The organism is Sphingomonas sp. CCH21-G11, assembly GCF_001555965.1.
GTDB lineage: Bacteria > Pseudomonadota > Alphaproteobacteria > Sphingomonadales > Sphingomonadaceae > Sphingomonas.
Genome location: NZ_LSHX01000001.1, coordinates 1 through 18,818, shown reverse-complemented (window position 1 = coordinate 18,818; position 18,818 = coordinate 1). Strand labels below are relative to the sequence as shown.

Here is an 18,818-nt window from a genome sequence, read left to right as displayed (position 1 = left end):
CCCAAGCGCTTATCCGCATGCCGCTACCGGCAAAGGCGGGTCAGGCGGTGACCTGATCGCGCGCTTCGCGCGCGGCGCGGGCGGTTTCGACGCGTTCCTGGCGCTCGGCCATGCCGATCCAGGCGGCTTCGGCACGCAGCGCGCGATCGCGGACATTGGCGAGCGTTGCGTTCTCGGCTTCGGTACGCGCGCGTTCGGCCTGTTGGCGATAGGTGAGAACGGTCATGCGGGCCCTCCTTCTTGGGTGCGCGCGAAAAGTGCGGGCAGGGTCAATGGTGACAACGCACCAGTGGCCGGATGGTTCGATCGGAGGGGCCGGACGCGCCGCGGACGACGCGCCCGGGACCGGATCAGTCCGCAGCCTGCAGATTGACCGCGCTGGTGCGGCCGCGCTTGTCCTGCTCCAGCTCGTACGAAACGCGCTGGTTCTGGTTCAGCGTCGCCATGCCGGCGCGCTCGACCGCGGTGATGTGGACAAAGGCGTCCTGGCCACCATTGTCGGGGGCGATGAAGCCATAACCCTTGTCGCTGTTGAAAAACTTGACGGTTCCGACGGTGCTCATGTTCATTTCCTTCATGTTGTCGGCCGCCCGGACGTCGAGCGACCTCGCGCTGCAAGGGGCAGGGAAAGAAGGAATGAGGGGCCGCAAAGCTCCAAAAGACCGTCGATTTGCGACTGTAGCGCCCGCGATATGGGCGCGATCGGGCAAAATAGCAAGCTGCAGTGCCGTGACCCGCCAAAAAAGAAACGGGCGCCCGGTATCCCGGACGCCCGTCGATCGGGATATCGATCCGTCGATCAGCCGGAATAATACATGTCGTATTCGACCGGGCTTGGCGTGGTTTCGAAGCGGATAACGTCGTTCCACTTCAATTCGGCGTAGGCTTCGATCTGGTCCTTGCTGAATACATCGCCCTTCAGCAGGAAATCATGATCCTCCTGCAGCGCGATCAGCGCCTCGCGCAGCGAACCGCAGACGGTCGGCACGTTGACCAGCTCGGCGGGCGGCAGGTCGTAGAGATTCTTGTCCATCGCCTCGCCGGGATGAATTTTGTTCTGGATGCCGTCCAGGCCGGCCATCAGCAGCGCCGAATAGGCGAGATAGGGGTTGGCGAGCGCATCGGGGAAGCGGAATTCGACGCGCTTGGCCTTGGCCCCGGTGCCATAGGGGATACGGCATGACGCCGAGCGGTTGCGGCTGGAGTAAGCGAGCAGCACGGGTGCCTCGAACCCCGGCACCAGCCGCTTGTAGCTGTTGGTCGTGGGATTGGTGAAGGCGTTCAATGCGCGCGCATGCTTGATGACGCCGCCGATGAAATACAGGCACATGTCCGACAGACCGGCATAGCCATTGCCCGCGAACAGCGGCGTGCCCTTGTCCCAGATCGACATATGGGTGTGCATGCCCGACCCGTTGTCGTCCTTGATCGGCTTGGGCATGAAGGTCGCGGTCTTGCCATAGGCCTGCGCGACCTGGTGCACGACATATTTGTAGATCTGCATCCGGTCGGCGGTGGTGGTGAGCGTCCCGAAGGTCAGGCCCAGCTCGTGCTGCGCCGCGGCGACCTCGTGGTGGTGCTTGTCGCAGGGCAGGCCCATCTCGATCATCGTCGAGACCATCTCGGCACGGATGTCGACCGCGCTGTCGACCGGCGCAACGGGGAAATAGCCGCCCTTGGCCCGCGGACGGTGCGCCAGGTTGCCGGCTTCATACGCCTTGCCCGAATTGGTTGGCAGCTCGATGTCGTCGATCTTGAAGTAGCTGGTGTTGTAGGCGGTTTCGAACTGGACGTCGTCGAACATGAAGAACTCGGCCTCGGGCCCGACATAGACGGTGTCGCCGATCCCGGTGTTCTTCAGATACGCCTCGGCCCGCTTCGCGGTCGAGCGCGGGTCGCGGGCATACAGCTCGCCGGTCGACGGCTCGACGATGTCGCAGAACAGCACCAGCATCGGCGTGGCCGAGAAGGGGTCGACATAGACCGCGTCGAGATCGGGGCGCAGGATCATGTCCGACTCATTGATCGCCTTCCACCCTTCGATCGACGACCCGTCGAACATCAGGCCATCGGTCAGCTCATCCTCGCCGAGCACGCCGGCCACCATGGTCAGGTGCTGCCACTTGCCCTTGGGATCGGTGAAACGCAGGTCGATCCACTCGATTTCCTGGTCCTTGATCATCTTCAGGATCGTGCCGGCGTTATTGGCCATCTCAATTCATCCCTTTCGTCTGGAAAACCGCTCGCCGCGAATCGCACAATGAAATTGCGGCCGACGCGATATGTCTCACAAGAATGCTGCGCCGCGTCAAATCGCGTCGTTGTCCCGTTCGCCGGTGCGGATGCGCAACGCGGTCTCGACGGGAATCACGAAGATCTTGCCGTCGCCGATGCGGCCGGTCTGCGCCGAGTTTGCGATCGCCTCGACCACGCGGTCGGCCAGCCCGTCCTCGATCACCACCTCAAGCTTCACCTTGGGCAGGAAGTCGACGACATATTCGGCACCGCGATACAGTTCGGTATGTCCCTTCTGTCGCCCGAAGCCCTTGGCTTCGGTGACGGTGATGCCGCTGACGCCGACTTCGTGCAGCGCTTCCTTCACCTCATCGAGCTTGAACGGCTTGATGACGGCCTCGATCTTCTTCACGCGCTGACCCCTCGTGATGTGCTTGCCCCGGTGACTGCGCAGCCATGTTACAACAAGCGTGCCAGCCATGCGAGGCGCAGTTTCGTGCGGTGCCGTCGCGCCGGGCAGGCGTCATCATTGCCTAGCAATTAGGCAGGCGCATCGGGATGCACGCCGATCAAGCAGCCGGCGTGTCGTGCACCGACGCCATGGCCAGCACCGCCTGCGCGCGCTTCAGGTGTGGCAGGTCGAACATCGCGCCGTCGATCCCGATCGTGCCCGCGCCCGGCGCGGCGGCAAAGGCGGCGACGATCCGCTGCGCCTGTTCAATTTCGGCGGGGGAGGGACTGAATGCCGCATTGATCACGGGCACTTGGTCGGGGTGGATCGCCATCATGCCGCGAAACCCGGCCCGGCGCGCCCGGGCGGCGACCCGCGCCAGGCCGTCGAGGTCGCGAAAATCGGCGTGGATCGTCTCGATCGGGGCGACGCCCGCCGCCGCGGCCCCCGCGAGGCACAGCGCGCGGAACAGCTGGTAGGGAAAGTCGTACTCGCCCGTCTCGTCACGATTGCCCGTCGCGCCGAGCGCGGTCGCGCTGTCCTCCGCGCCCCAGGTGAGGGCGGCAAGCCGCGGCGTGCCGGCATAGTCGCCGAGGCCGAACAACGCGGGTGCGGTCTCCGTCGCGATTGCGATCACCGCGATGCCGCCCGGCGGCAGGCCGGCGGCAGCTTCGAGCGCGGTGAGATAATGGTGCAGCCGGTCGGCGTCGGCGCGCGTCGCCTTGGGCAGCATGATGCCGTCGGGCCGCGCCGCAACCACTGCCGCAAGGTCCGCCAGCGCGTGCGGGCCGTCAAGCGGGTTGATCCGCACCCATTGCGGCTGGGGGCGGGGGCCGGCGCGAAGATGTTCGGCCACCGCGGCGCGCGCAGCGGGCTTGTTGGCTTCGACGACCGAATCTTCCAGGTCGATCAGGATCAGGTCGGCGCCGCTCGTGCCCGCGCGCGCGATCTTGCGCTCCGAGTCGCCCGGCGCGAACAACAGCGAGCGGGCAGTAAGGGCTTGCGACATCGGGGCTCCGCGGAAGGTGTGGCTCACCCCGCGACATGCCCGTTCGGCGGCGTCGGGAAAAGGGTCAAACGTGCCGCGGGCGCGGGGCGGCGACCGCGATCACGCGGTGACGCAGCGCCAGGACCTCCATCGCGAGCAGGGCGGCGGAAAGCGCGATCAGATCGACGATCCAGTCGTCCAGGCTGGCGACGCGGCCGATCGCCATATAGCCCTGGACCAGTTCGATCGCTGCCCCGAACCCGGCAAAGATCGCAAATTGCCCCCACGGCGACAGGCGGGGCCAGCCGATCGTCGCGAGCACGGGCAGCACCAGAAAGGCGAAGCCGTGGCGGACCGTGTCCGATTCGACCATGCCCGCCCATGGCGTGACGGTCAGCGCGAGAAAAAGGACTGCCGCCAGGGCCAGCACAAACGCGAATTTGAAGATCTGCAACAGCATGACGTCGCCTTCGCAGATGCGAAAGAAAAGGCCAAGGGCCACGTGACGGCCGGGCCAGTTCTTTGCCCGGCCGGTCGCTTCAGGTCACGTGCAATGGCGCGTCGCCAGGACACGCGATCAACAGGTCGGCGCCGTCGGCGGCGTCGATCCGCGCCGTCCCCTGAAGCAACAGGCATTCGCCCGCTCGCCAGGCCAGCGTGTCCGCCTGGCCCGAGCCGGTGATCGGGACCAGCCATCCTTCACGTCCCGGCGGAAGGTGGAGGGTGCGGTCGCCCGCCGACCAGCGTTCGAGCACGAATTTGGGGCCGGGCGAAAGCAGGGTACGGCCCCCGCCGAGCGCGATCGGCGTCGACTGCGCGACGAAGGGCCGCGCGTCGGAAACCGCGACGCCTTCCTCCAGATGCAGCTCGCGCGGGCGGCCATAATCGTAGAGGCGATAGGTCAGGTCGACATTCTGCTGCACCTCGATCAGCGTGATGCCGGCGCCGATCGCGTGGACGGTGCCCGCCGCCGAATAGAAATAGTCGCCTGCGCGCACCGGCTTCCAGTCGAGCAGCCCTTCGATCGATCCGTCGAGCGACGCGGTGCGCAGTTCATCATGCGAAAGCGGCTCGCGCGTGCCGAGCGCGATCGTCGAGCCGGGCTCGGCGGCCAGGATGAGCCACGCTTCGTCCTTGCCGCGCGGATAGCCGGCACGGCGGGCGCGCTCGTCGTCGGGATGAACCTGAACCGACAGCCGTTCGCTGGTGAAAAGATATTTGACCAGAAGCTCGAAATTCCCCCCTTCGGGGTCCTGAAACCAGGCCTCGCCGACCGGTTCGCGGTCGGGCGCCGGATCGGCAAAGCCGGGCCAGAGCCGGTGGCGTCCCCATGGCTTTTCGACCAGCCGGGTCGTCATCGCGCGTGTGCTCATCTCATGTCTCCGACGTTTCGCACCTTGGCGTGCGCGATATGAACGGATCAACCGCCTGTCGAGTTCGATCGCGCAATCACGCGGCGATCAGGCGAAGAATCCGGTCGGCATCCGCGCGATGACAGATCAGGAAGTCGGGCACCGACGGCTCGGGCTGATTGTAGCGAATCGGCGACCCGTCGATGCGCGAGACATGCAGGCCCGCCGCCATTGCGACCGCGGCAGGGGCGCAATTGTCCCATTCATACTGCCCGCCCGAATGGAAATAGATGTCGGCGGAGCCCATCAGGATTGCCATCGCCTTCGCTCCCGCCGATCCCATCGGGATCGTCTCCGCATCAAGCGCCTGGCACAGCGGGCCGCATGCCTCGGCCGGACGTGTGCGGCTGACGACCATGCGGCGGCGCGGGGCGGGTGCGGGCAGGGGAAACGGCGGATCGCTGGCGAAGACGCGGCCGAGCGCGGGGAGCGCCACCGCGCCGATTGCGGGGCGACCCTCGATCGCCAGTGCGACGTGCACCGCCCAATCGTCGCGCCCCTCGGCATATTCGCGGGTGCCGTCGAGCGGATCGACGATCCAGACCCGGCTGCGGTCGAGCCGGGACCGATCGCAAACGCGTTCTTCCGACAGGATCGCGTCGTCGGGGCGCGCGCCGGCGAGCAGCTGGTGGATCAGGTCGTCGGCGGCGCGATCACCCGCCGCGCCGAGCGCCGGACCCGCCAGTCCCGACGTCCGCCGCAGGTCCATCAGCAGCGCGCCCGCCCGTTCGGCGATATCCCGCGCAAGAGCGACGTCGCTTTGCGCGCCAGCGGTCAAATCACCGGGCTCCAGATGCCGATGATCGAATCGACGATCTGCTGGGCGGCCTCCTCCGCGCTCTGGCGGGTGGTATCGATGACGATCTCCGCCGCTTCGGGCCTTTCATAGGGGCTGTCGATCCCGGTGAAATGGGCAATCTCGCCCGCGCGCGCCTTGCGATAGAGCCCCTTGGGATCGCGGCCCTCTGCCACCTCGATCGGCGTGTCGACGAAGATTTCGATGAACGCGCCGGCCGGCAGCATCGCGCGCACCAGGTCGCGTTCGGCCCGGAAGGGCGAGATGAAGGCGGTCAGCACGATCAGCCCGGCATCGGCCATCAGCTTGGCGACTTCGCCGACGCGGCGGATATTCTCGATCCGGTCGGCGTCGGTGAAGCCCAGGTCGCGGTTGAGCCCATGGCGGATATTGTCGCCGTCGAGCAGGTAGCTGTGCTTGCCGAGCGCGTGGAGCTTCTTTTCGACCAGGTTGGCGATGGTCGATTTGCCCGAACCCGACAGCCCGGTGAACCACAGCACGCGCGCGCTTTGGTGCTTCATCGCGGCGCGCGCCTCGCCCGTCACCTCGATCGACTGCCAGTGGATATTCTGGCTGCGGCGCAGCGCGAAGTCGATCATCCCGGCGGCGACGGTCGCGTTGGTGATCCGGTCGATCAGGATGAACCCGCCCAGGTCGCGATTGTCGCGATAGGCCTCGAACGCGATGTTGCGGTCGACAAAGACCTCCGCGATGCCGATGTCGTTGAGGCTGAGCGTCGCCGCCGACAGCTCGGCCATGGTGTTCACGTCGATGACCGCACGCGGCGGCTGGACGGTGGCGCTCAGCATCCGCGTGCCGATCTTCATCCAATAGGACCGCCCGGGCAGCAGCGGCTCGGCATCGAGCCAGACGATCCGCGTCATGAACTGGTCGGCCAGCTGGGGCGCATCATCGGCCGCGGCGATGACGTCGCCGCGCGAACAATCGACTTCGTCGGCAAGCGTCAGCGTCACCGACTGGCCTGCGACCGCGACATCCAGGTCGCCGTCGAAGCCGACGATGCGCGCGATCCGCGTCTCGCGTCCCGAGGGGAGGATGCGGACCGGATCGCCGGGCCGCACACGGCCGCCGGCGATCATGCCGGCAAAGCCGCGAAAGTCGAGATCGGGGCGATTGACCCATTGCACCGGCATCCGGAACGGCCGGGCCGCGGCGCTGTCGCTGTCGACCTCCACCTGCTCGAGATGCTCGATCAGCGTCGGCCCGCGATACCAGGGCATGGCGTCCGACGCCGCCGCGATATTGTCGCCCGCCAGCCCGGAGATCGGGATCGCGGTGAAATCGGCGATGCCGATGGAGGCTGCGAATGCCCGATAATCGGCAACGATCGCGTCGAAGCGCGACGGGTCATAGCCGACCAGATCCATCTTGTTCACCGCCAGCACGACGTGGCGGATGCCGATCAGGTGCGCGAGGAAGCTGTGCCGCCGCGTCTGGGTGAGCACGCCCTTGCGCGCATCGATCAGGATGACGGCGAGGTCCGCGGTCGACGCACCCGTCACCATGTTGCGGGTATATTGTTCGTGCCCCGGCGTATCGGCGACGATGAATTTGCGGCGTTCGGTGGTGAAGAAGCGATAGGCGACATCGATGGTGATGCCCTGTTCGCGCTCGGCGGCCAGCCCGTCGACGAGCAGCGCGAAATCGATGTTCGCGCCCTGCGTGCCCACCCGGGCGGAATCAGCTTCCAGCGCGGCGAGCTGGTCGTCGAAGATCATCTTGCTGTCATAGAGCAGGCGGCCGATCAGCGTCGACTTGCCGTCATCGACCGACCCGCAGGTGATGAAACGCAGCAGCGACTTTTGCTGATGCGCGGCCAGATAGGCGTCGATGTCCTCCGCGATCATCGCGTCGGGGGCGTAGGCGGGGGCCGTCGCCATCAGAAATACCCTTCCTGCTTCTTCTTCTCCATGCTGGCGGCCTGGTCATGGTCGATCGCACGGCCCTGACGTTCCGACGTCGTGGCGAGCAGCGTTTCGCGGATCACGGCGGTCAGCGTATCGGCGGTGCTTTCGACCGCGCCGGTCAGCGGGTAGCAGCCGAGCGTGCGGAAGCGGACCGAGCGTTCGACCGGCACTTCCCCGGGGGCGAGGCGGAAGCGGTCGTCGTCGACCATCAGGATCATGCCGTCGCGAACCACCGTCGGGCGCGGCGCAGCAAAGTAGAGCGGCACGATCTCGATATTCTCGGCCAGGATGTACTGCCAGATGTCGAGTTCGGTCCAGTTGGACAGCGGGAAGACGCGGATCGATTCGCCGCGCGCCTTGCGGGCATTATAGAGGCGCCACAGTTCAGGACGCTGCGCCTTGGGGTCCCAGCGGTGGTTGGCGGTGCGAAAGCTGAAGACACGTTCCTTGGCGCGGCTCTTCTCCTCGTCGCGCCGCGCGCCGCCGAATGCCGCGTCAAAGCCGTATTTGACCAGCGCCTGTTTGAGCCCCTCCGTCTTCCACATGTCGGTGTGCAGCCCGCCATGGTCGAACGGGTTGATGCCGCGCGCCTTGGCCTCCGGATTCTGGTGGACGAGCAGTTCCATCCCCGCGTCCGCCGCCGCTTTTTCGCGCAGCGCGTACATCGCGCGGAATTTCCAGGTGGTGTCGACGTGAAGGAGCGGGAAGGGCGGCGGCGCGGGATAGAACGCCTTTCGCGCCAGATGCAGCATCACCGCCGAATCCTTGCCGATCGAATAAAGCATCACGGGCCGTTCGGCCTCGGCAACCACTTCGCGCAGGATGTGAATGCTCTCCGCCTCCAGCTGCTGGAGGTGGGTCAAGCGCCGATTCGCCGGCGTGGAATCCAGTTCGAGATCGACAAGCGCCATATGCGAGCAGGTGGCCCCGGCGCCCCGATCATGAAAGAAGGAATTGCTGCGCGGCCGTGCAGATCTGCTTTAGCCGCCGCCGACGCATGCCTCCGCTTTCAAGCAAAAGAAACGGTTGCTCAAAGGCTTGAGCCCTTGACGTCATCCCGTCAACATCACCGAAACGTCCGGGTCGGCACTTCGTCAGCCCGACCCGGACTGCGTTCGTCAGTAGGGACGAATTTCTTCGCCGTACGTGTCGCGAAACGCGAGTGAAAAGAAAGCGAACATTGTCATTCTCCGATTTGCGCGTGAAGCGCCATGTCTTTCTTAACAAAAAATTAAGCATGGAACAAACGTAATTCGGGCCGATTTCGGGACGGATGCGGGCCAGTTTAACCGTTCGTTCAAGACTGGGACGCTAGGGCAAGGATGAATGAGCAAAGCTGCCGACCTTGCGCGCACGGCGTCTGCCGAAGCCCAGAGCCTTGCCGTGGCGAACGACGCCCGCGCAAAGCCGAAGCCTGGCAAGTCGACATCGCCCGGCGCCGACCGCGTCGTCGCCCGGCGCTCCGCCGCGTCGGTGAAATCTATCGCGCGCGCGGACAGCCGTGCGGACACGCCCGAGGGGGCGATCCAATTCTATGCGATCGTGCGCATTGCCGATTACGCGATGTTGCGTCGCGCGATTGGTGTCATGCGCGCCGAACGCGTGGCCGAGCAGCTGGCGGTGGAGGCCGCCGCGTTCAGTTCATCGCTGCGCGCCCGGACGCTCGGGCGCGATTGCATCGAGGTCACGGGGTCGGCGGCAAGCAACGCGGACGTCGCGACGCTGCTTGACCGGCTTCGCCAGAAGCTGGCGTCGCCGATCCTGGTCGGCGATGAACTCTGCGCGGTGCAGGTGCGCGTCGGCGCGGCGATGGCCGAACGCGGCGCAAGCGATCCGATCCGAATGATCGAATTTGCCGAAGCTGCGCTTCGGCAAGCGGGCGACGGCATGGTGGCGCTGCGCGACCTCCGGCAGGAGGGGGAGGAGGACCCGCTCGCGCTTCTCCATGACCTGAACGCCGCAATCCGGCGCGGCGAAATGTTCCTGCAATTCCAGCCGAAGATCAATGTCCGGCGCGAGCAGGTGGTCAGTGCCGAGGCGCTGATCCGCTGGCGCCATCCGTTGCGGGGCCTGATCCTGCCGGGCGATTTCATTCCGCTCGCGGAGCAGGCCGGACAGATCACCGCGCTGACTTTGTGGACGTTGGAAGAGGCAATCCGGGAGTATCATGTCCTGGCGGACGCCGGATTCGCGATCCCGGTCTTCGTCAACATCTCGGGTACGCTGCTGGGCGACCGTCGCTTCGTCGATCAGGCCCGCGATCTGATACGGGGGTCGAATGCGAAGCTGGGTTTCGAGATCACCGAAACGGCGGTCATTCGCGATCCCGACACGGCGATCGCGCACCTCAAGCTTTTTGCCGATATCGGCGTGGCGCTGGCGATCGACGATTACGGGGCCGGATTGTCCTCGCTCGCCTATTTGAAGCGGCTGCCCGCAGGCGAGCTGAAGATCGACAAGCTGTTCATCACGCAGCTGACCAGCAGCAATCGTGACCCGTTGATCGTTCGTTCGACCATCGACCTCGCGCATGCGCTCGAGATGGAAGTCACCGCCGAGGGGGTCGAAACGTCGGCAACGCTCGCACTGCTGTCGGTGATGGGTTGCGACATGGTCCAGGGCTATTTGCTCAGCCGTCCGATCGAGATGGCAGCATTCCTCACCTATCTGCGCGAGGACCGCCACTTGCCACCGATCCAGCGCCCGCGACCCACCTTTCGCCGAAAGCTTTCCAGCTCCTGATACCGCCGATTTTAGCCAGTGGTTAACCGCATTCTGGCATCACCTGAGACATGGGCTTGCAGACGCTCCGGTCCCGCTTCGCGGCAATCACAGTTTCTTCACTGGCGGTGGCTGCGCTGAGCTTTGCTACGCCAGCCCGATCCGAACATAGTGGCTCCGACCGGGAGACTGACCGGATGATCCACGCGGCCGAGGCGGCAATGTTTGCCGATCCTACGCGAGCATTGTCGATCGCCGATCGGATTTTCGCCAGAATGCGTACCGCTTCGATCACGCCGGAGCGAACTCACGTCATTGCGATAGCCAACGGACTTAAGGGAGAGGCGCTGACGCGGCTTGATCGACCGGAACAGGCAAGGCCGTATATCGACGCGGGATTGGCGCTCGTGCGCAGGAGTGGCGACGATCTTCAACTTCGCGGCAAGCTGCTGCTTTCGCTCGCTGCCATTCAAATTGCCGGCTCGCAGCCGGCCGAAGCTTTGCAGAGCTATCAGCGGGCCTTCACCGTTTTCCGATCGATAGACGACAAGCGCAGTCAGGCGATCAGCCTGCAGGGCATCGCCTGGCTGTATCGCGAGGCGCGGGATTTCGACCGGGCGGCGCGCTACTATCAGCAATCGGCCGAAATCTATGCCGGCGACCCGGCGGTTCGCATTGCCGCACATAATAACCGCGGCAACGTCCTTCGACAGGTCGAGAAGTTCGCCGAAGCAGATCGCGAATATCAGTCGGCACTGGCGCTCGCGCGCACGCTGGGCAGCGTGGGCATCGAATCCCAGGTATTGCGCAACGTCGCCCGCAACCTGCTCGAATCGGGCGAGATCGCCCGCGCCGAAAAGGTCATCCGTGAAGAAGTCGCCCTGACCGGCGGGACCAGCCACAATTCGCTGGCGCTGCGTGCCCAGGCCGCGCTGGCGCGTGGCGACCTCGGCGTTGCGCGACGCCTGATCGCGGAGAGCTTCAGCGGGGTCGACATCACCGCGACCGACGCGCCCTTTGCGGAGGCGCACGCGCTCGCGCATGACATTTTTGCGCGTGCAGGCGAGACGCGTTTGGCGCTCCAGCATCTCGAAGCCGCCAAGCGGCTGAACGACGAGGCGACTCGCGTCGCCGCATCGACCGGCTCGGCGCTGATGTCGGCACGCTTCGATTTCCAGAACCAGGAGCTGCGCATCGCTCAGCTCAAGGCGGAAGAACTCAAGCGCAGCATCGATTTCGAGCGTGCGCGCGCGCGGCTGCAATGGATCCTGTTCGCCGCGATCGCCGCAGCCGTCACGGTCGTGATCGCGTTGCTCAGCTTCGGCGTCGTCAAGCTTCGCCGCAGCCGCAACGAGGTCCGGGCCGCGAACACCGGGCTGGCCGCCAGCAATCTCGCGCTCGAAAAGGCCCTCGCGGCGAAGACCGAGTTCCTGGCGACGACCAGCCACGAAATCCGCACCCCGCTCAACGGCATCCTCGGCATGACCCAGGTGATGCTGGCCGATCCGCGGCTGGGCCACGAAATGCGCGACCGGATCGGCGTGGTCCATGGCGCCGGCGTGACGATGCGCGCGCTGGTCGACGACATCCTGGATGTCGCCAAGATGGAGACCGGCAACCTGACGGTCGAACAAATGCCCGTCGACCTGGTCGCGACGCTGACCGACGTGTCTCGCATGTGGCGCGAACAGGCCGAGGCGCGGGGGCTGGACTTCACGCTCGCGCTTGCCGAGGCGCCGGGCTGGATCGAATCCGATCCAGCGCGCCTGCGCCAGATCGCGTTCAACCTCCTGTCCAATGCGATCAAGTTTACCGAGGCAGGCGGCATCACCCTGGCGGTGGCGCAGCTCGATACCGACGACGCACGCTGGATCGAGATTCGCGTCAGCGACACCGGGATCGGTATTCCAGCCGAAAAGCAGGCGATGATCTTCGAATCGTTCCGACAGGTCGACGCGGGCACGACCCGGCGGTTCGGCGGCACCGGGCTGGGGCTGGCGATCTGCCGCAACCTGGCGGTCGCGCTCGGCGGGTCGATCCACGTCGAAAGCACGCCCGGAGTGGGCTCGACCTTCATCGTGCGGCTGCCGCGAATCGATGCGGTCGCCCCGACCGCAAGCGTGCCGGACGGCGATTCCGGCCTCCTGATCGTCGATCGCAACCCGATTGCGCGCAACACGCTCAAGGCGCTGCTCGAGCCCCATGCAGGGTCGGTCATCCTGGCGAGCGATCCGGACGAAGCCCTCGCCATGCTCGCCTCACGCCGTCTCGCGCTCGTGCTGATCGATCAGGCGACGCTGGCACAGTCGGGTGAGGTTGTTCCGGCAATGCAACGTCTTGCGTCCGTTGCCTCGACACAGGGTGCACGCACGGCGATCCTGTGGGCGGCACCGGATGAGGCGGATCGTGTCGCCGCCGACGCGGCAGGGATCGACCTTTTCCTCGCCAAACCGATCGCCGCGCGCGCGCTCGTCGCAGCGCTGTTTGAGCGCGCGGCGACCGACGCGACCCCTTCTCCCCTTGTGCCGCAGGCGGCGTGAGGCGTAGGGGGAGAGGCAAGATGAAGCGCAAAACCGCCTGGCCGTCACGATCGGAGCAAGGGTCGTGAACATTTTGTTCATTGAGGACGATCCGATGAATCGGCGGGTCGTCCGCGACATGCTCGACGTCGCGGGTGCGACGATGGTCGAGGCGTCGCTGGCCGAAGAAGGACTGCAGCGCATCGACGAGGAGGCGTTCGACGTCGTGCTCGTCGACCTGCGCATGCCCGGCATGGACGGGATGGAGGCGATCCGCCGCATCCGCGCCCGCGCCGACGCCAAGGCACATGTGCCGGTGATCGTGGTGACCGCGGATGCGGCGGTCGACCTGCGCGAACGCTGCCTGGAGGTCGGCGCCGACGAGGTGCTGTTCAAGCCGGTCGCGATGGATGCGCTGTTCGAGGCGATCGGCCGGATCATCGCGACGCGCGGCGGCGACGGGATGCTGCTCTAGTCCTCGACGATCAGGCTGTGGCGGCGGGTGTCGCGCATGCGCAGATAGACGATCAGCGAGACGCCGATCATCACCGTGACATAGAGGTAGAAGCCGCGCTCCCACCCGGCGTTCTTCAGCCATAGCGCGAAATATTCCGCAGTCCCGCCGAACACCGCGTTGGCCACGGCATAGGGCAGCGCCACGCCGAGCGTGCGGATGTGCGCCGGGTACATCTCCGCCTTCACCACGCCGCTGATCGCGCTGTAACCGCTGACGATGACGAGCGCGCCCATCACGATCGCAAAGGCGAGCCAGGGATCGCGGACCGTTTCCAGCGTGGTGAAGATCGGCCAGGTGAAGGCGACGCCGAGCACCCCAAAGGCCACCATCAGCGGCTTGCGCCCGACCCGGTCCGACAGCGCGCCGACGATCGGCTGGAGCAGCATGAAGCCGAAGAGGCTGCCCGCGCTGATCGCCGATGCGGTCGGTTTCGAGAAGCCCGAGGTGTTGACCAGGAATTTCTGCATGTAGATCGAATAGGCGTAGAAGGCGAGCGTGCCGCCCGCCGTCAGCAGCATCACCGTCGACGTCTCACGCGGATGTTCGCGCAGCAGGGCGACGAAACCCGAGCGCCGTGTCGCTGCGCGGTCGGCATTGCGAAAGCTTTCGGTTTCGGCCAGTCCGCGCCGCAGCCAGAACACGCTGATCGCGAGCAGCCCGCCGATCGCAAACGGGATGCGCCAGCCCCAGGCTTCGAGCGCGTCGGCGGCCATGACGCGCTGCAGGATCAGGAGCACGCCCAAGGCGAGCAGCTGCCCCGCGATCAACGTGACATACTGGAAGCTGGCGAAGAATCCCCGTCGCTTCTCGCCCGCCATCTCGGACAGATAGGTCGCGCTCGCGCCATATTCGCCGCCGACCGACAGCCCCTGCATCAGCCGCGCGAGCAGCAGCAAAGCGGGCGCCGCGATGCCGATCGTTGAATAGCCCGGCGTCAGCGCGATCAACAGCGATCCGGCGCACATCAGCGTGACCGACAGGGTCAGCCCGGCCTTGCGGCCGTGGCGGTCGGAATAGACGCCCATCAGCCAGCCGCCGATCGGCCGCATCAGGAAACCGAGCGCGAAAACCCCGGCCGCCTGGAGCAGCTCCACCGTCGGATCGGCGGCGGGAAAGAAATGCGGCGCGAAGTAAAGGGTGAACGCCGCATAGGCGTACCAGTCATACCATTCGACGAGGTTGCCCGCAGATCCGCCGATGATCGAACGCAGCCGTGTCGACCGCGCCGGGGCCGCACCGCTCATGTCGACCGTGCGAGCGCGCGATCCAGCTGCGCCCGGTCGAGCTGGCCCTCCCAGCGCGCGACGACGACGGTCGCGACCGCGTTGCCGATGAAGTTGGTCAGGCTGCGGCATTCGCTCATGAAGCGGTCGACGCCCAGGATCAGCGCCATGCCGGCGACGGGCACCGACGGCACGATCGACAGCGTGGCGGCGAGCGTGATGAAGCCCGCCCCGGTCACGCCCGCCGCGCCCTTGGAACTCAGCATCGCGACGCCGAGCAGCAGCAGCTGGTCGCCCAGGCTCAGGTCGACGCCGGTCGCCTGTGCGATGAACAGCGCGGCCAGCGTCATGTAGATGTTGGTGCCGTCGAGGTTGAAGGAGTAGCCGGTCGGGACGACCAGGCCGACGACCGCCTTGGCGCAGCCGGCGTCCTCCATCTTGCCGATCAGCGCCGGCAGCGCCGCCTCCGACGAGGAGGTGCCGAGCACCAGCAGCAGCTCGGCGCGCAGATAGCGGATGAGCCGGAGGATCGAGAAACCGGCCGCACGTGCGATCGCGCCCAGCACCAGCAGCACGAACAGAAGGGACGTCGCATAGAAGGTCGCGACCAGCTTGCCCAGGCCGACCAGGCTTTCAAGGCCGTACTGGCCGATGGTGAAGGCGATCGCCCCGAATGCGCCGACCGGTGCCAGCCGCATCAACAACCCGACGATCCGGAATACGACCGCGCTCAACCGCTCGAGCAGGTCGAGCACGGGCTGGCCGCGATCGCCGACCAGCACGAACGCGACGCCGAACAGGATCGATACCAGCAGGACCTGGAGGATGTTGCCGCCCGTGAACGGGCTGACCAGCGTGGTCGGAATGATGTCGAGCAGAAATCCGGTCAGCGTGGTCTCGTGCGCCTTGGCCGAATAGTCGGCGGTCGCGGCGGGATCGAGCGTCGCGGGATCGATGTTCAGCCCGGCACCGGGCCGGACCGTGTTGGCGACGATCAGCCCGACGACCAGCGCCAGCGTCGAGACGGTGATGAAATAGGCAAATGCCTTGCCGGCGACGCGCCCGACTTCGGCCAGGTCGCGGATCGCCGCGATGCCGGTGACCAGCGTCAGGAAGATGACGGGTGCGATGATCATCTTGACCAGCTTGATGAACGCATCGCCCAGCGGCTTGAGCGCGGTACCGAAATCCGGCCAGAAATGGCCGACGATCGCCCCGGCCGCGATCGCGACCAATACCTGGATGTAAAGATGTCGCCACCAGCGCGGCCTGGCGGAGGGTGCGGCCGGCGCGACAGGGGGATCGACGGGGGTGACCATGGATTGCGGCCCTTTCTGGCCCGACTTGGCGGGCGGCGCAACGATGCACTTTGCAAGCGCGCGCCAATCGGCTAGCGGGCGCCACCTTGTAGATTGTTCGAGCGGTCGTTGTGATGATCAGTCGCGTTGTCGGTTTGGTGGGTTGCGTTCAGGGCCGTCACGAGCGCGATGCGGCGCGCGCCGTCCCCGATGGCGACCAGTATGTCAGCCGCTGCGCCCATTGCGGGGTGCCGATGCGCCGTCTGGCCAAGCGGAAATGGGTGGTCGAGCGCCGCCGCTGATCGGCGTGCCGCCTGTGGGCGGAATCGCTTGAAATCGACATGCAACGCTGTTAGGGGCCGCGATAACGTCGCGAACCCACGTTCCGGCGAACCCTATTCTATTGAGAACCAGATTCTCTGTTGAGAACAAATTCGGAGTCCGACGGCTTTATGCAAATCATCGTGCGCGACAATAACGTCGACCAGGCGCTGCGGGCGCTCAAGAAGAAGCTGCAGCGTGAAGGCGTTTATCGCGAGATGAAGCTCCGTCGTCACTATGAGAAGCCGAGCGAGAAGCGCGCGCGCGAGCGTGCGGCCGCGATCCGCCGGGCGCGCAAGATGGACCGCAAGCGTGCGGAGCGCGACGGCGTCCGTTGATCGGATTTGCGGTTTTCGCGGCACAGATGTCGCGCAAATCGATCGATCGATGACCTGAGTATCGAAACGGGGAGGGGCACGATCATCGTGCCGCTCCCTTTTTCTTGCGCGTTTTTGATGCGGTCGGGCGTCGACGCCCTTGCCCTTCGCGGCAATTCGCGCAATTTGCCCGCCGCGACGCACCGTCACCAAATCGGGAAACCTCCATGTCGATCACTGCCGTCCCCATCGCACCGACCAAGCGACGCTATCTCGTCTGGCTGTGGATCGGCATCGCGGCCGCCACCCTGTCGGGGGTGGCGCTGGCGTGGCAGGGGACCGCGAGCGTGGTCGCGACGCGCGGCACCAACGAACAGTTCCTGGCGTGGAATCGTGGCCAACCGGGCGTCGTCGAGACCGCGAGCGGCCTGCAATATCGCGTGATCGAACCGGGCGAGGGGCCGACCCCGACCGACACCGACCTGACGCTGATCAACTACACCGGCACGTTTCGCAACGGCGAGACCTTTGACGCCAGCCGCCAGCCGACCCCGATGTCGCCGGCGCAGGTCGTTCCCGGTTTCGGCGAGGGGCTGAAGCTGATGCCGAAGGGCGCCAAGTTCCGCTTCTGGATCAAGCCCGAGCTGGCCTATGGCGCGGAGGCGCGTACCGACCCGCAAACGGGGCGCGAGGCCATGCCGGCCAACTCGCTGCTGATCTTCGATGTCGAGATGATCGACTTCGTGCCCGAGGCGGTCGTTCGTCAGATGCAGATGCAGCAGCAGCTCCAGCAACAGGGCATTCCGGGCGGCCCCGGCGGCCCCGGTGGCCCGCCCCCGGGCGTGCGCTGACCCCCGCGACGTCCTGATCGGCGGCTAGGCCGATCCGGCGCCGCCGGTCAGCTCGGCGATCTCGGCGAGCAGCCGCTGCCGGAACTCGGCCTGGGAAAAATGCCGGTCGAACACGTTGCGGCCGGCCGCGGCGATTTCGGGCAGCCGCGCGCGGCTGGCGAGCGCCCGCGAAAGCAGTTCGGCCACCGCCGGTCCGCTGGCATCCGCGGCGATCAATCCGCTGACATTGTCGGTGATCCAGTTGCGGGTGCCGACGCCGGGCAGCAGCATGAGCACGCGGCCGCAGCCCAGCGCATCGAGCGATACGAGCGGCAGCGTATCCTCACGCGAGCACACCAGAACCGCGTCGACGTCGAGCATGGCGCGATGGCAGCTCGCGGCATCGAGCTCGCCACCATAGTCGAACAGGCCCTGTGCCTTGGCGCGCGCGAGCACCGGCCGGGCGAACGCGGGATCGAGCACGCGGCCGAAGACGCGGACGTCGAGCTCGGCAAGCTGCGCCGGGTTCAGCAATTCGAGGCCGTCGGCGAGCAGGTCCTGGCCCTTGCGCGCTTCGACCGATCCGAACACCCCGATCCTCAGCTGTCCGTCGGTGCGCGGCGGCGGCGCTTCGCCGATCGGCGCCATGCCATAGGGGAAGACGCGGACATCGGCTCTGCCCGCACGCGCGATCGCCGCGCTGATCTCGCTCCCGGACCAGACCCGCGCGGCACGCGCGAAGGGCAGGCGCAGCCGGCCGCGATCGATCAGGTCCTTGAGCAGGCTGAGTTCGTGCAGATACCAGATTGTCGGGACGCGGTCGCCCCAGGCTGCGACGAAGCCCGCCGTAACGACGGTGTTGCACAGTGCGATCGTCGCGCGATCGGCCAGGTCGCGCAGATAGGCCGATGTCGCACCCGGCGTGGGATCGATCAGCACCGGGATGCCCAGTTCCTCGAACGCCCCGCGCATCGGCCCTTCAGCCATGCTGAACACGATGACGCGATATCCCTGTTCGAGGAGCGGCGCGGCAATTTCCAGCACGGTGCGCGGTGCGCCGCTGCGGCTCAGGTCGTGGGTGGCGAGAAGCGCGAGGGGCCGGGTCGAGCGGTCGGCAGCGATCGCGCGCAGGGCCGGGCGACGCAGCAGCGCATAGCCGGGTCCGCGCAACCGTCGCGGCAACCGCGCGAGCAACCGTGCAAACGGCGTGTCGACGCCTGCATTCGGCAGGTCGGCGGGGGCGGGGGAGGCGGCATTCATCG

General features: G+C 66.3%; 19 protein-coding genes. 6 read left to right on the top strand and 13 right to left on the bottom strand.

The features are described 5' to 3' along the window. Positions 1-40: 40 nt before the first annotated feature. From AX676_RS00090 to cysD, 10 genes are all read right to left on the bottom strand, one after another. A complete protein-coding gene (locus AX676_RS00090) occupies positions 41-226 on the bottom strand; it encodes a hypothetical protein (protein ID WP_066480502.1) in 186 nt (61 codons plus the stop codon). A gap of 124 nt (positions 227-350) precedes the next feature. After that, positions 351-563, bottom strand: coding sequence for a cold-shock protein (locus tag AX676_RS00085; RefSeq protein WP_066480633.1), 213 nt, complete (start codon positions 561-563; stop codon positions 351-353). Positions 564-799: 236 nt separating this feature from the next. Further along, positions 800-2,212, bottom strand: a complete 1,413-nt coding sequence (gene glnA / locus AX676_RS00080) for a type I glutamate--ammonia ligase (RefSeq protein ID WP_066480503.1) — start codon at positions 2,210-2,212, stop codon at positions 800-802. Between the two features lie 96 nt (positions 2,213-2,308). After that, complete coding sequence (locus AX676_RS00075) at positions 2,309-2,647, bottom strand: P-II family nitrogen regulator (protein WP_066480505.1); 339 nt, start codon at positions 2,645-2,647, stop codon at positions 2,309-2,311. 157 nt (positions 2,648-2,804) lie between these two features. Further along, positions 2,805-3,695, bottom strand: coding sequence for an HpcH/HpaI aldolase/citrate lyase family protein (locus AX676_RS00070; RefSeq protein ID WP_066480506.1), 891 nt, complete (start codon positions 3,693-3,695; stop codon positions 2,805-2,807). A 64-nt stretch (positions 3,696-3,759) separates the two neighbouring features. Then, positions 3,760-4,134, bottom strand: coding sequence for a hypothetical protein (locus tag AX676_RS00065; RefSeq protein WP_066544018.1), 375 nt, complete (start codon positions 4,132-4,134; stop codon positions 3,760-3,762). Between the two features lie 79 nt (positions 4,135-4,213). Beyond that, complete coding sequence (locus AX676_RS00060; RefSeq protein WP_066480508.1) at positions 4,214-5,047, bottom strand: class I mannose-6-phosphate isomerase; 834 nt, start codon at positions 5,045-5,047, stop codon at positions 4,214-4,216. A 76-nt stretch (positions 5,048-5,123) separates the two neighbouring features. Beyond that, the gene (locus AX676_RS00055) at positions 5,124-5,864 is read right to left on the bottom strand and encodes a 3'(2'),5'-bisphosphate nucleotidase CysQ (protein WP_066480509.1); all 741 of its coding nucleotides are present in this window, start codon (positions 5,862-5,864) and stop codon (positions 5,124-5,126) included. Then, the gene (gene cysN / locus AX676_RS00050; RefSeq protein ID WP_066480511.1) at positions 5,861-7,783 is read right to left on the bottom strand and encodes a sulfate adenylyltransferase subunit CysN; all 1,923 of its coding nucleotides are present in this window, start codon (positions 7,781-7,783) and stop codon (positions 5,861-5,863) included. The genes AX676_RS00055 and cysN overlap by 4 nt, the downstream gene beginning before the upstream one ends. Then, positions 7,783-8,721 (bottom strand): sulfate adenylyltransferase subunit CysD, encoded by a 939-nt coding sequence (cysD, locus tag AX676_RS00045; protein WP_066480512.1) that lies wholly within the window; start codon positions 8,719-8,721, stop codon positions 7,783-7,785. The genes cysN and cysD overlap by 1 nt, the downstream gene beginning before the upstream one ends. Before the next feature lie 415 nt (positions 8,722-9,136). On the opposite strand from cysD, the gene AX676_RS00040 reads away from it, so the two are divergent. From AX676_RS00040 to AX676_RS00030, 3 genes are all read left to right on the top strand, one after another. Beyond that, positions 9,137-10,552: a GGDEF domain-containing phosphodiesterase gene (locus AX676_RS00040; RefSeq protein ID WP_231726026.1), complete on the top strand. Its 1,416-nt coding sequence runs from the start codon at positions 9,137-9,139 to the stop codon at positions 10,550-10,552. A 254-nt stretch (positions 10,553-10,806) separates the two neighbouring features. After that, positions 10,807-13,071, top strand: a complete 2,265-nt coding sequence (locus AX676_RS00035; RefSeq protein WP_197417067.1) for an ATP-binding response regulator — start codon at positions 10,807-10,809, stop codon at positions 13,069-13,071. A gap of 64 nt (positions 13,072-13,135) precedes the next feature. After that, positions 13,136-13,525: a response regulator gene (locus AX676_RS00030; protein ID WP_066480513.1), complete on the top strand. Its 390-nt coding sequence runs from the start codon at positions 13,136-13,138 to the stop codon at positions 13,523-13,525. Here the strand turns inward: AX676_RS00030 and AX676_RS00025 are convergent. Then, the gene (locus AX676_RS00025; RefSeq protein ID WP_066480515.1) at positions 13,522-14,811 is read right to left on the bottom strand and encodes an MFS transporter; all 1,290 of its coding nucleotides are present in this window, start codon (positions 14,809-14,811) and stop codon (positions 13,522-13,524) included. The two genes, AX676_RS00030 and AX676_RS00025, sit on opposite strands and share 4 nt — an antisense overlap. After that, the gene (locus tag AX676_RS00020) at positions 14,808-16,109 is read right to left on the bottom strand and encodes a dicarboxylate/amino acid:cation symporter (protein WP_066480516.1); all 1,302 of its coding nucleotides are present in this window, start codon (positions 16,107-16,109) and stop codon (positions 14,808-14,810) included. The genes AX676_RS00025 and AX676_RS00020 overlap by 4 nt, the downstream gene beginning before the upstream one ends. A 113-nt stretch (positions 16,110-16,222) precedes the next feature. Between AX676_RS00020 and AX676_RS17570 the strand changes: the two genes are divergently transcribed. The 3 genes from AX676_RS17570 to AX676_RS00010 all read left to right on the top strand — a co-directional run bounded on the left by AX676_RS17570 (position 16,223) and on the right by AX676_RS00010 (position 17,577). Next, entirely contained in the window at positions 16,223-16,390 is a 168-nt protein-coding gene (locus AX676_RS17570) for a hypothetical protein (RefSeq protein WP_156437758.1), read from the top strand. A 150-nt stretch (positions 16,391-16,540) separates the two neighbouring features. After that, the gene (rpsU, locus tag AX676_RS00015) at positions 16,541-16,747 is read left to right on the top strand and encodes a 30S ribosomal protein S21 (protein WP_066480517.1); all 207 of its coding nucleotides are present in this window, start codon (positions 16,541-16,543) and stop codon (positions 16,745-16,747) included. A gap of 206 nt (positions 16,748-16,953) precedes the next feature. Next, positions 16,954-17,577 (top strand): FKBP-type peptidyl-prolyl cis-trans isomerase, encoded by a 624-nt coding sequence (locus tag AX676_RS00010; protein ID WP_066480518.1) that lies wholly within the window; start codon positions 16,954-16,956, stop codon positions 17,575-17,577. 24 nt (positions 17,578-17,601) lie between these two features. On the opposite strand, the gene AX676_RS00005 is transcribed toward AX676_RS00010, so the two are convergent. Then, a partial coding sequence (locus tag AX676_RS00005) for a glycosyltransferase family 4 protein (protein ID WP_066480520.1) occupies positions 17,602-18,818 on the bottom strand: 1,217 nt, incomplete at its 5' end.

Bases quoted from the DNA above. Each gene is read 5' to 3' on its own strand.
- AX676_RS00060 (WP_066480508.1), bottom strand. From the start codon at position 5,047: ATGAGCACACGCGCGATGACGACCCGGCTGGTCGAAAAGCCATGGGGA.
- rpsU (WP_066480517.1), top strand. From the start codon at position 16,541: ATGCAAATCATCGTGCGCGACAATAACGTCGACCAGGCGCTGCGGGCG.
- AX676_RS00040 (WP_231726026.1), top strand. From the start codon at position 9,137: ATGAGCAAAGCTGCCGACCTTGCGCGCACGGCGTCTGCCGAAGCCCAG.
- AX676_RS00010 (WP_066480518.1), top strand. From the start codon at position 16,954: ATGTCGATCACTGCCGTCCCCATCGCACCGACCAAGCGACGCTATCTC.
- AX676_RS00020 (WP_066480516.1), bottom strand. From the start codon at position 16,109: ATGGTCACCCCCGTCGATCCCCCTGTCGCGCCGGCCGCACCCTCCGCC.
- AX676_RS00035 (WP_197417067.1), top strand. From the start codon at position 10,807: ATGCGTACCGCTTCGATCACGCCGGAGCGAACTCACGTCATTGCGATA.
- AX676_RS00090 (WP_066480502.1), bottom strand. From the start codon at position 226: ATGACCGTTCTCACCTATCGCCAACAGGCCGAACGCGCGCGTACCGAA.
- AX676_RS00025 (WP_066480515.1), bottom strand. From the start codon at position 14,811: ATGAGCGGTGCGGCCCCGGCGCGGTCGACACGGCTGCGTTCGATCATC.
- AX676_RS17570 (WP_156437758.1), top strand. From the start codon at position 16,223: ATGATCAGTCGCGTTGTCGGTTTGGTGGGTTGCGTTCAGGGCCGTCAC.
- AX676_RS00065 (WP_066544018.1), bottom strand. From the start codon at position 4,134: ATGCTGTTGCAGATCTTCAAATTCGCGTTTGTGCTGGCCCTGGCGGCA.
- cysN (WP_066480511.1), bottom strand. From the start codon at position 7,783: ATGGCGACGGCCCCCGCCTACGCCCCCGACGCGATGATCGCGGAGGAC.
- cysD (WP_066480512.1), bottom strand. From the start codon at position 8,721: ATGGCGCTTGTCGATCTCGAACTGGATTCCACGCCGGCGAATCGGCGC.
- glnA (WP_066480503.1), bottom strand. From the start codon at position 2,212: ATGGCCAATAACGCCGGCACGATCCTGAAGATGATCAAGGACCAGGAA.
- AX676_RS00070 (WP_066480506.1), bottom strand. From the start codon at position 3,695: ATGTCGCAAGCCCTTACTGCCCGCTCGCTGTTGTTCGCGCCGGGCGAC.
- AX676_RS00085 (WP_066480633.1), bottom strand. From the start codon at position 563: ATGAGCACCGTCGGAACCGTCAAGTTTTTCAACAGCGACAAGGGTTAT.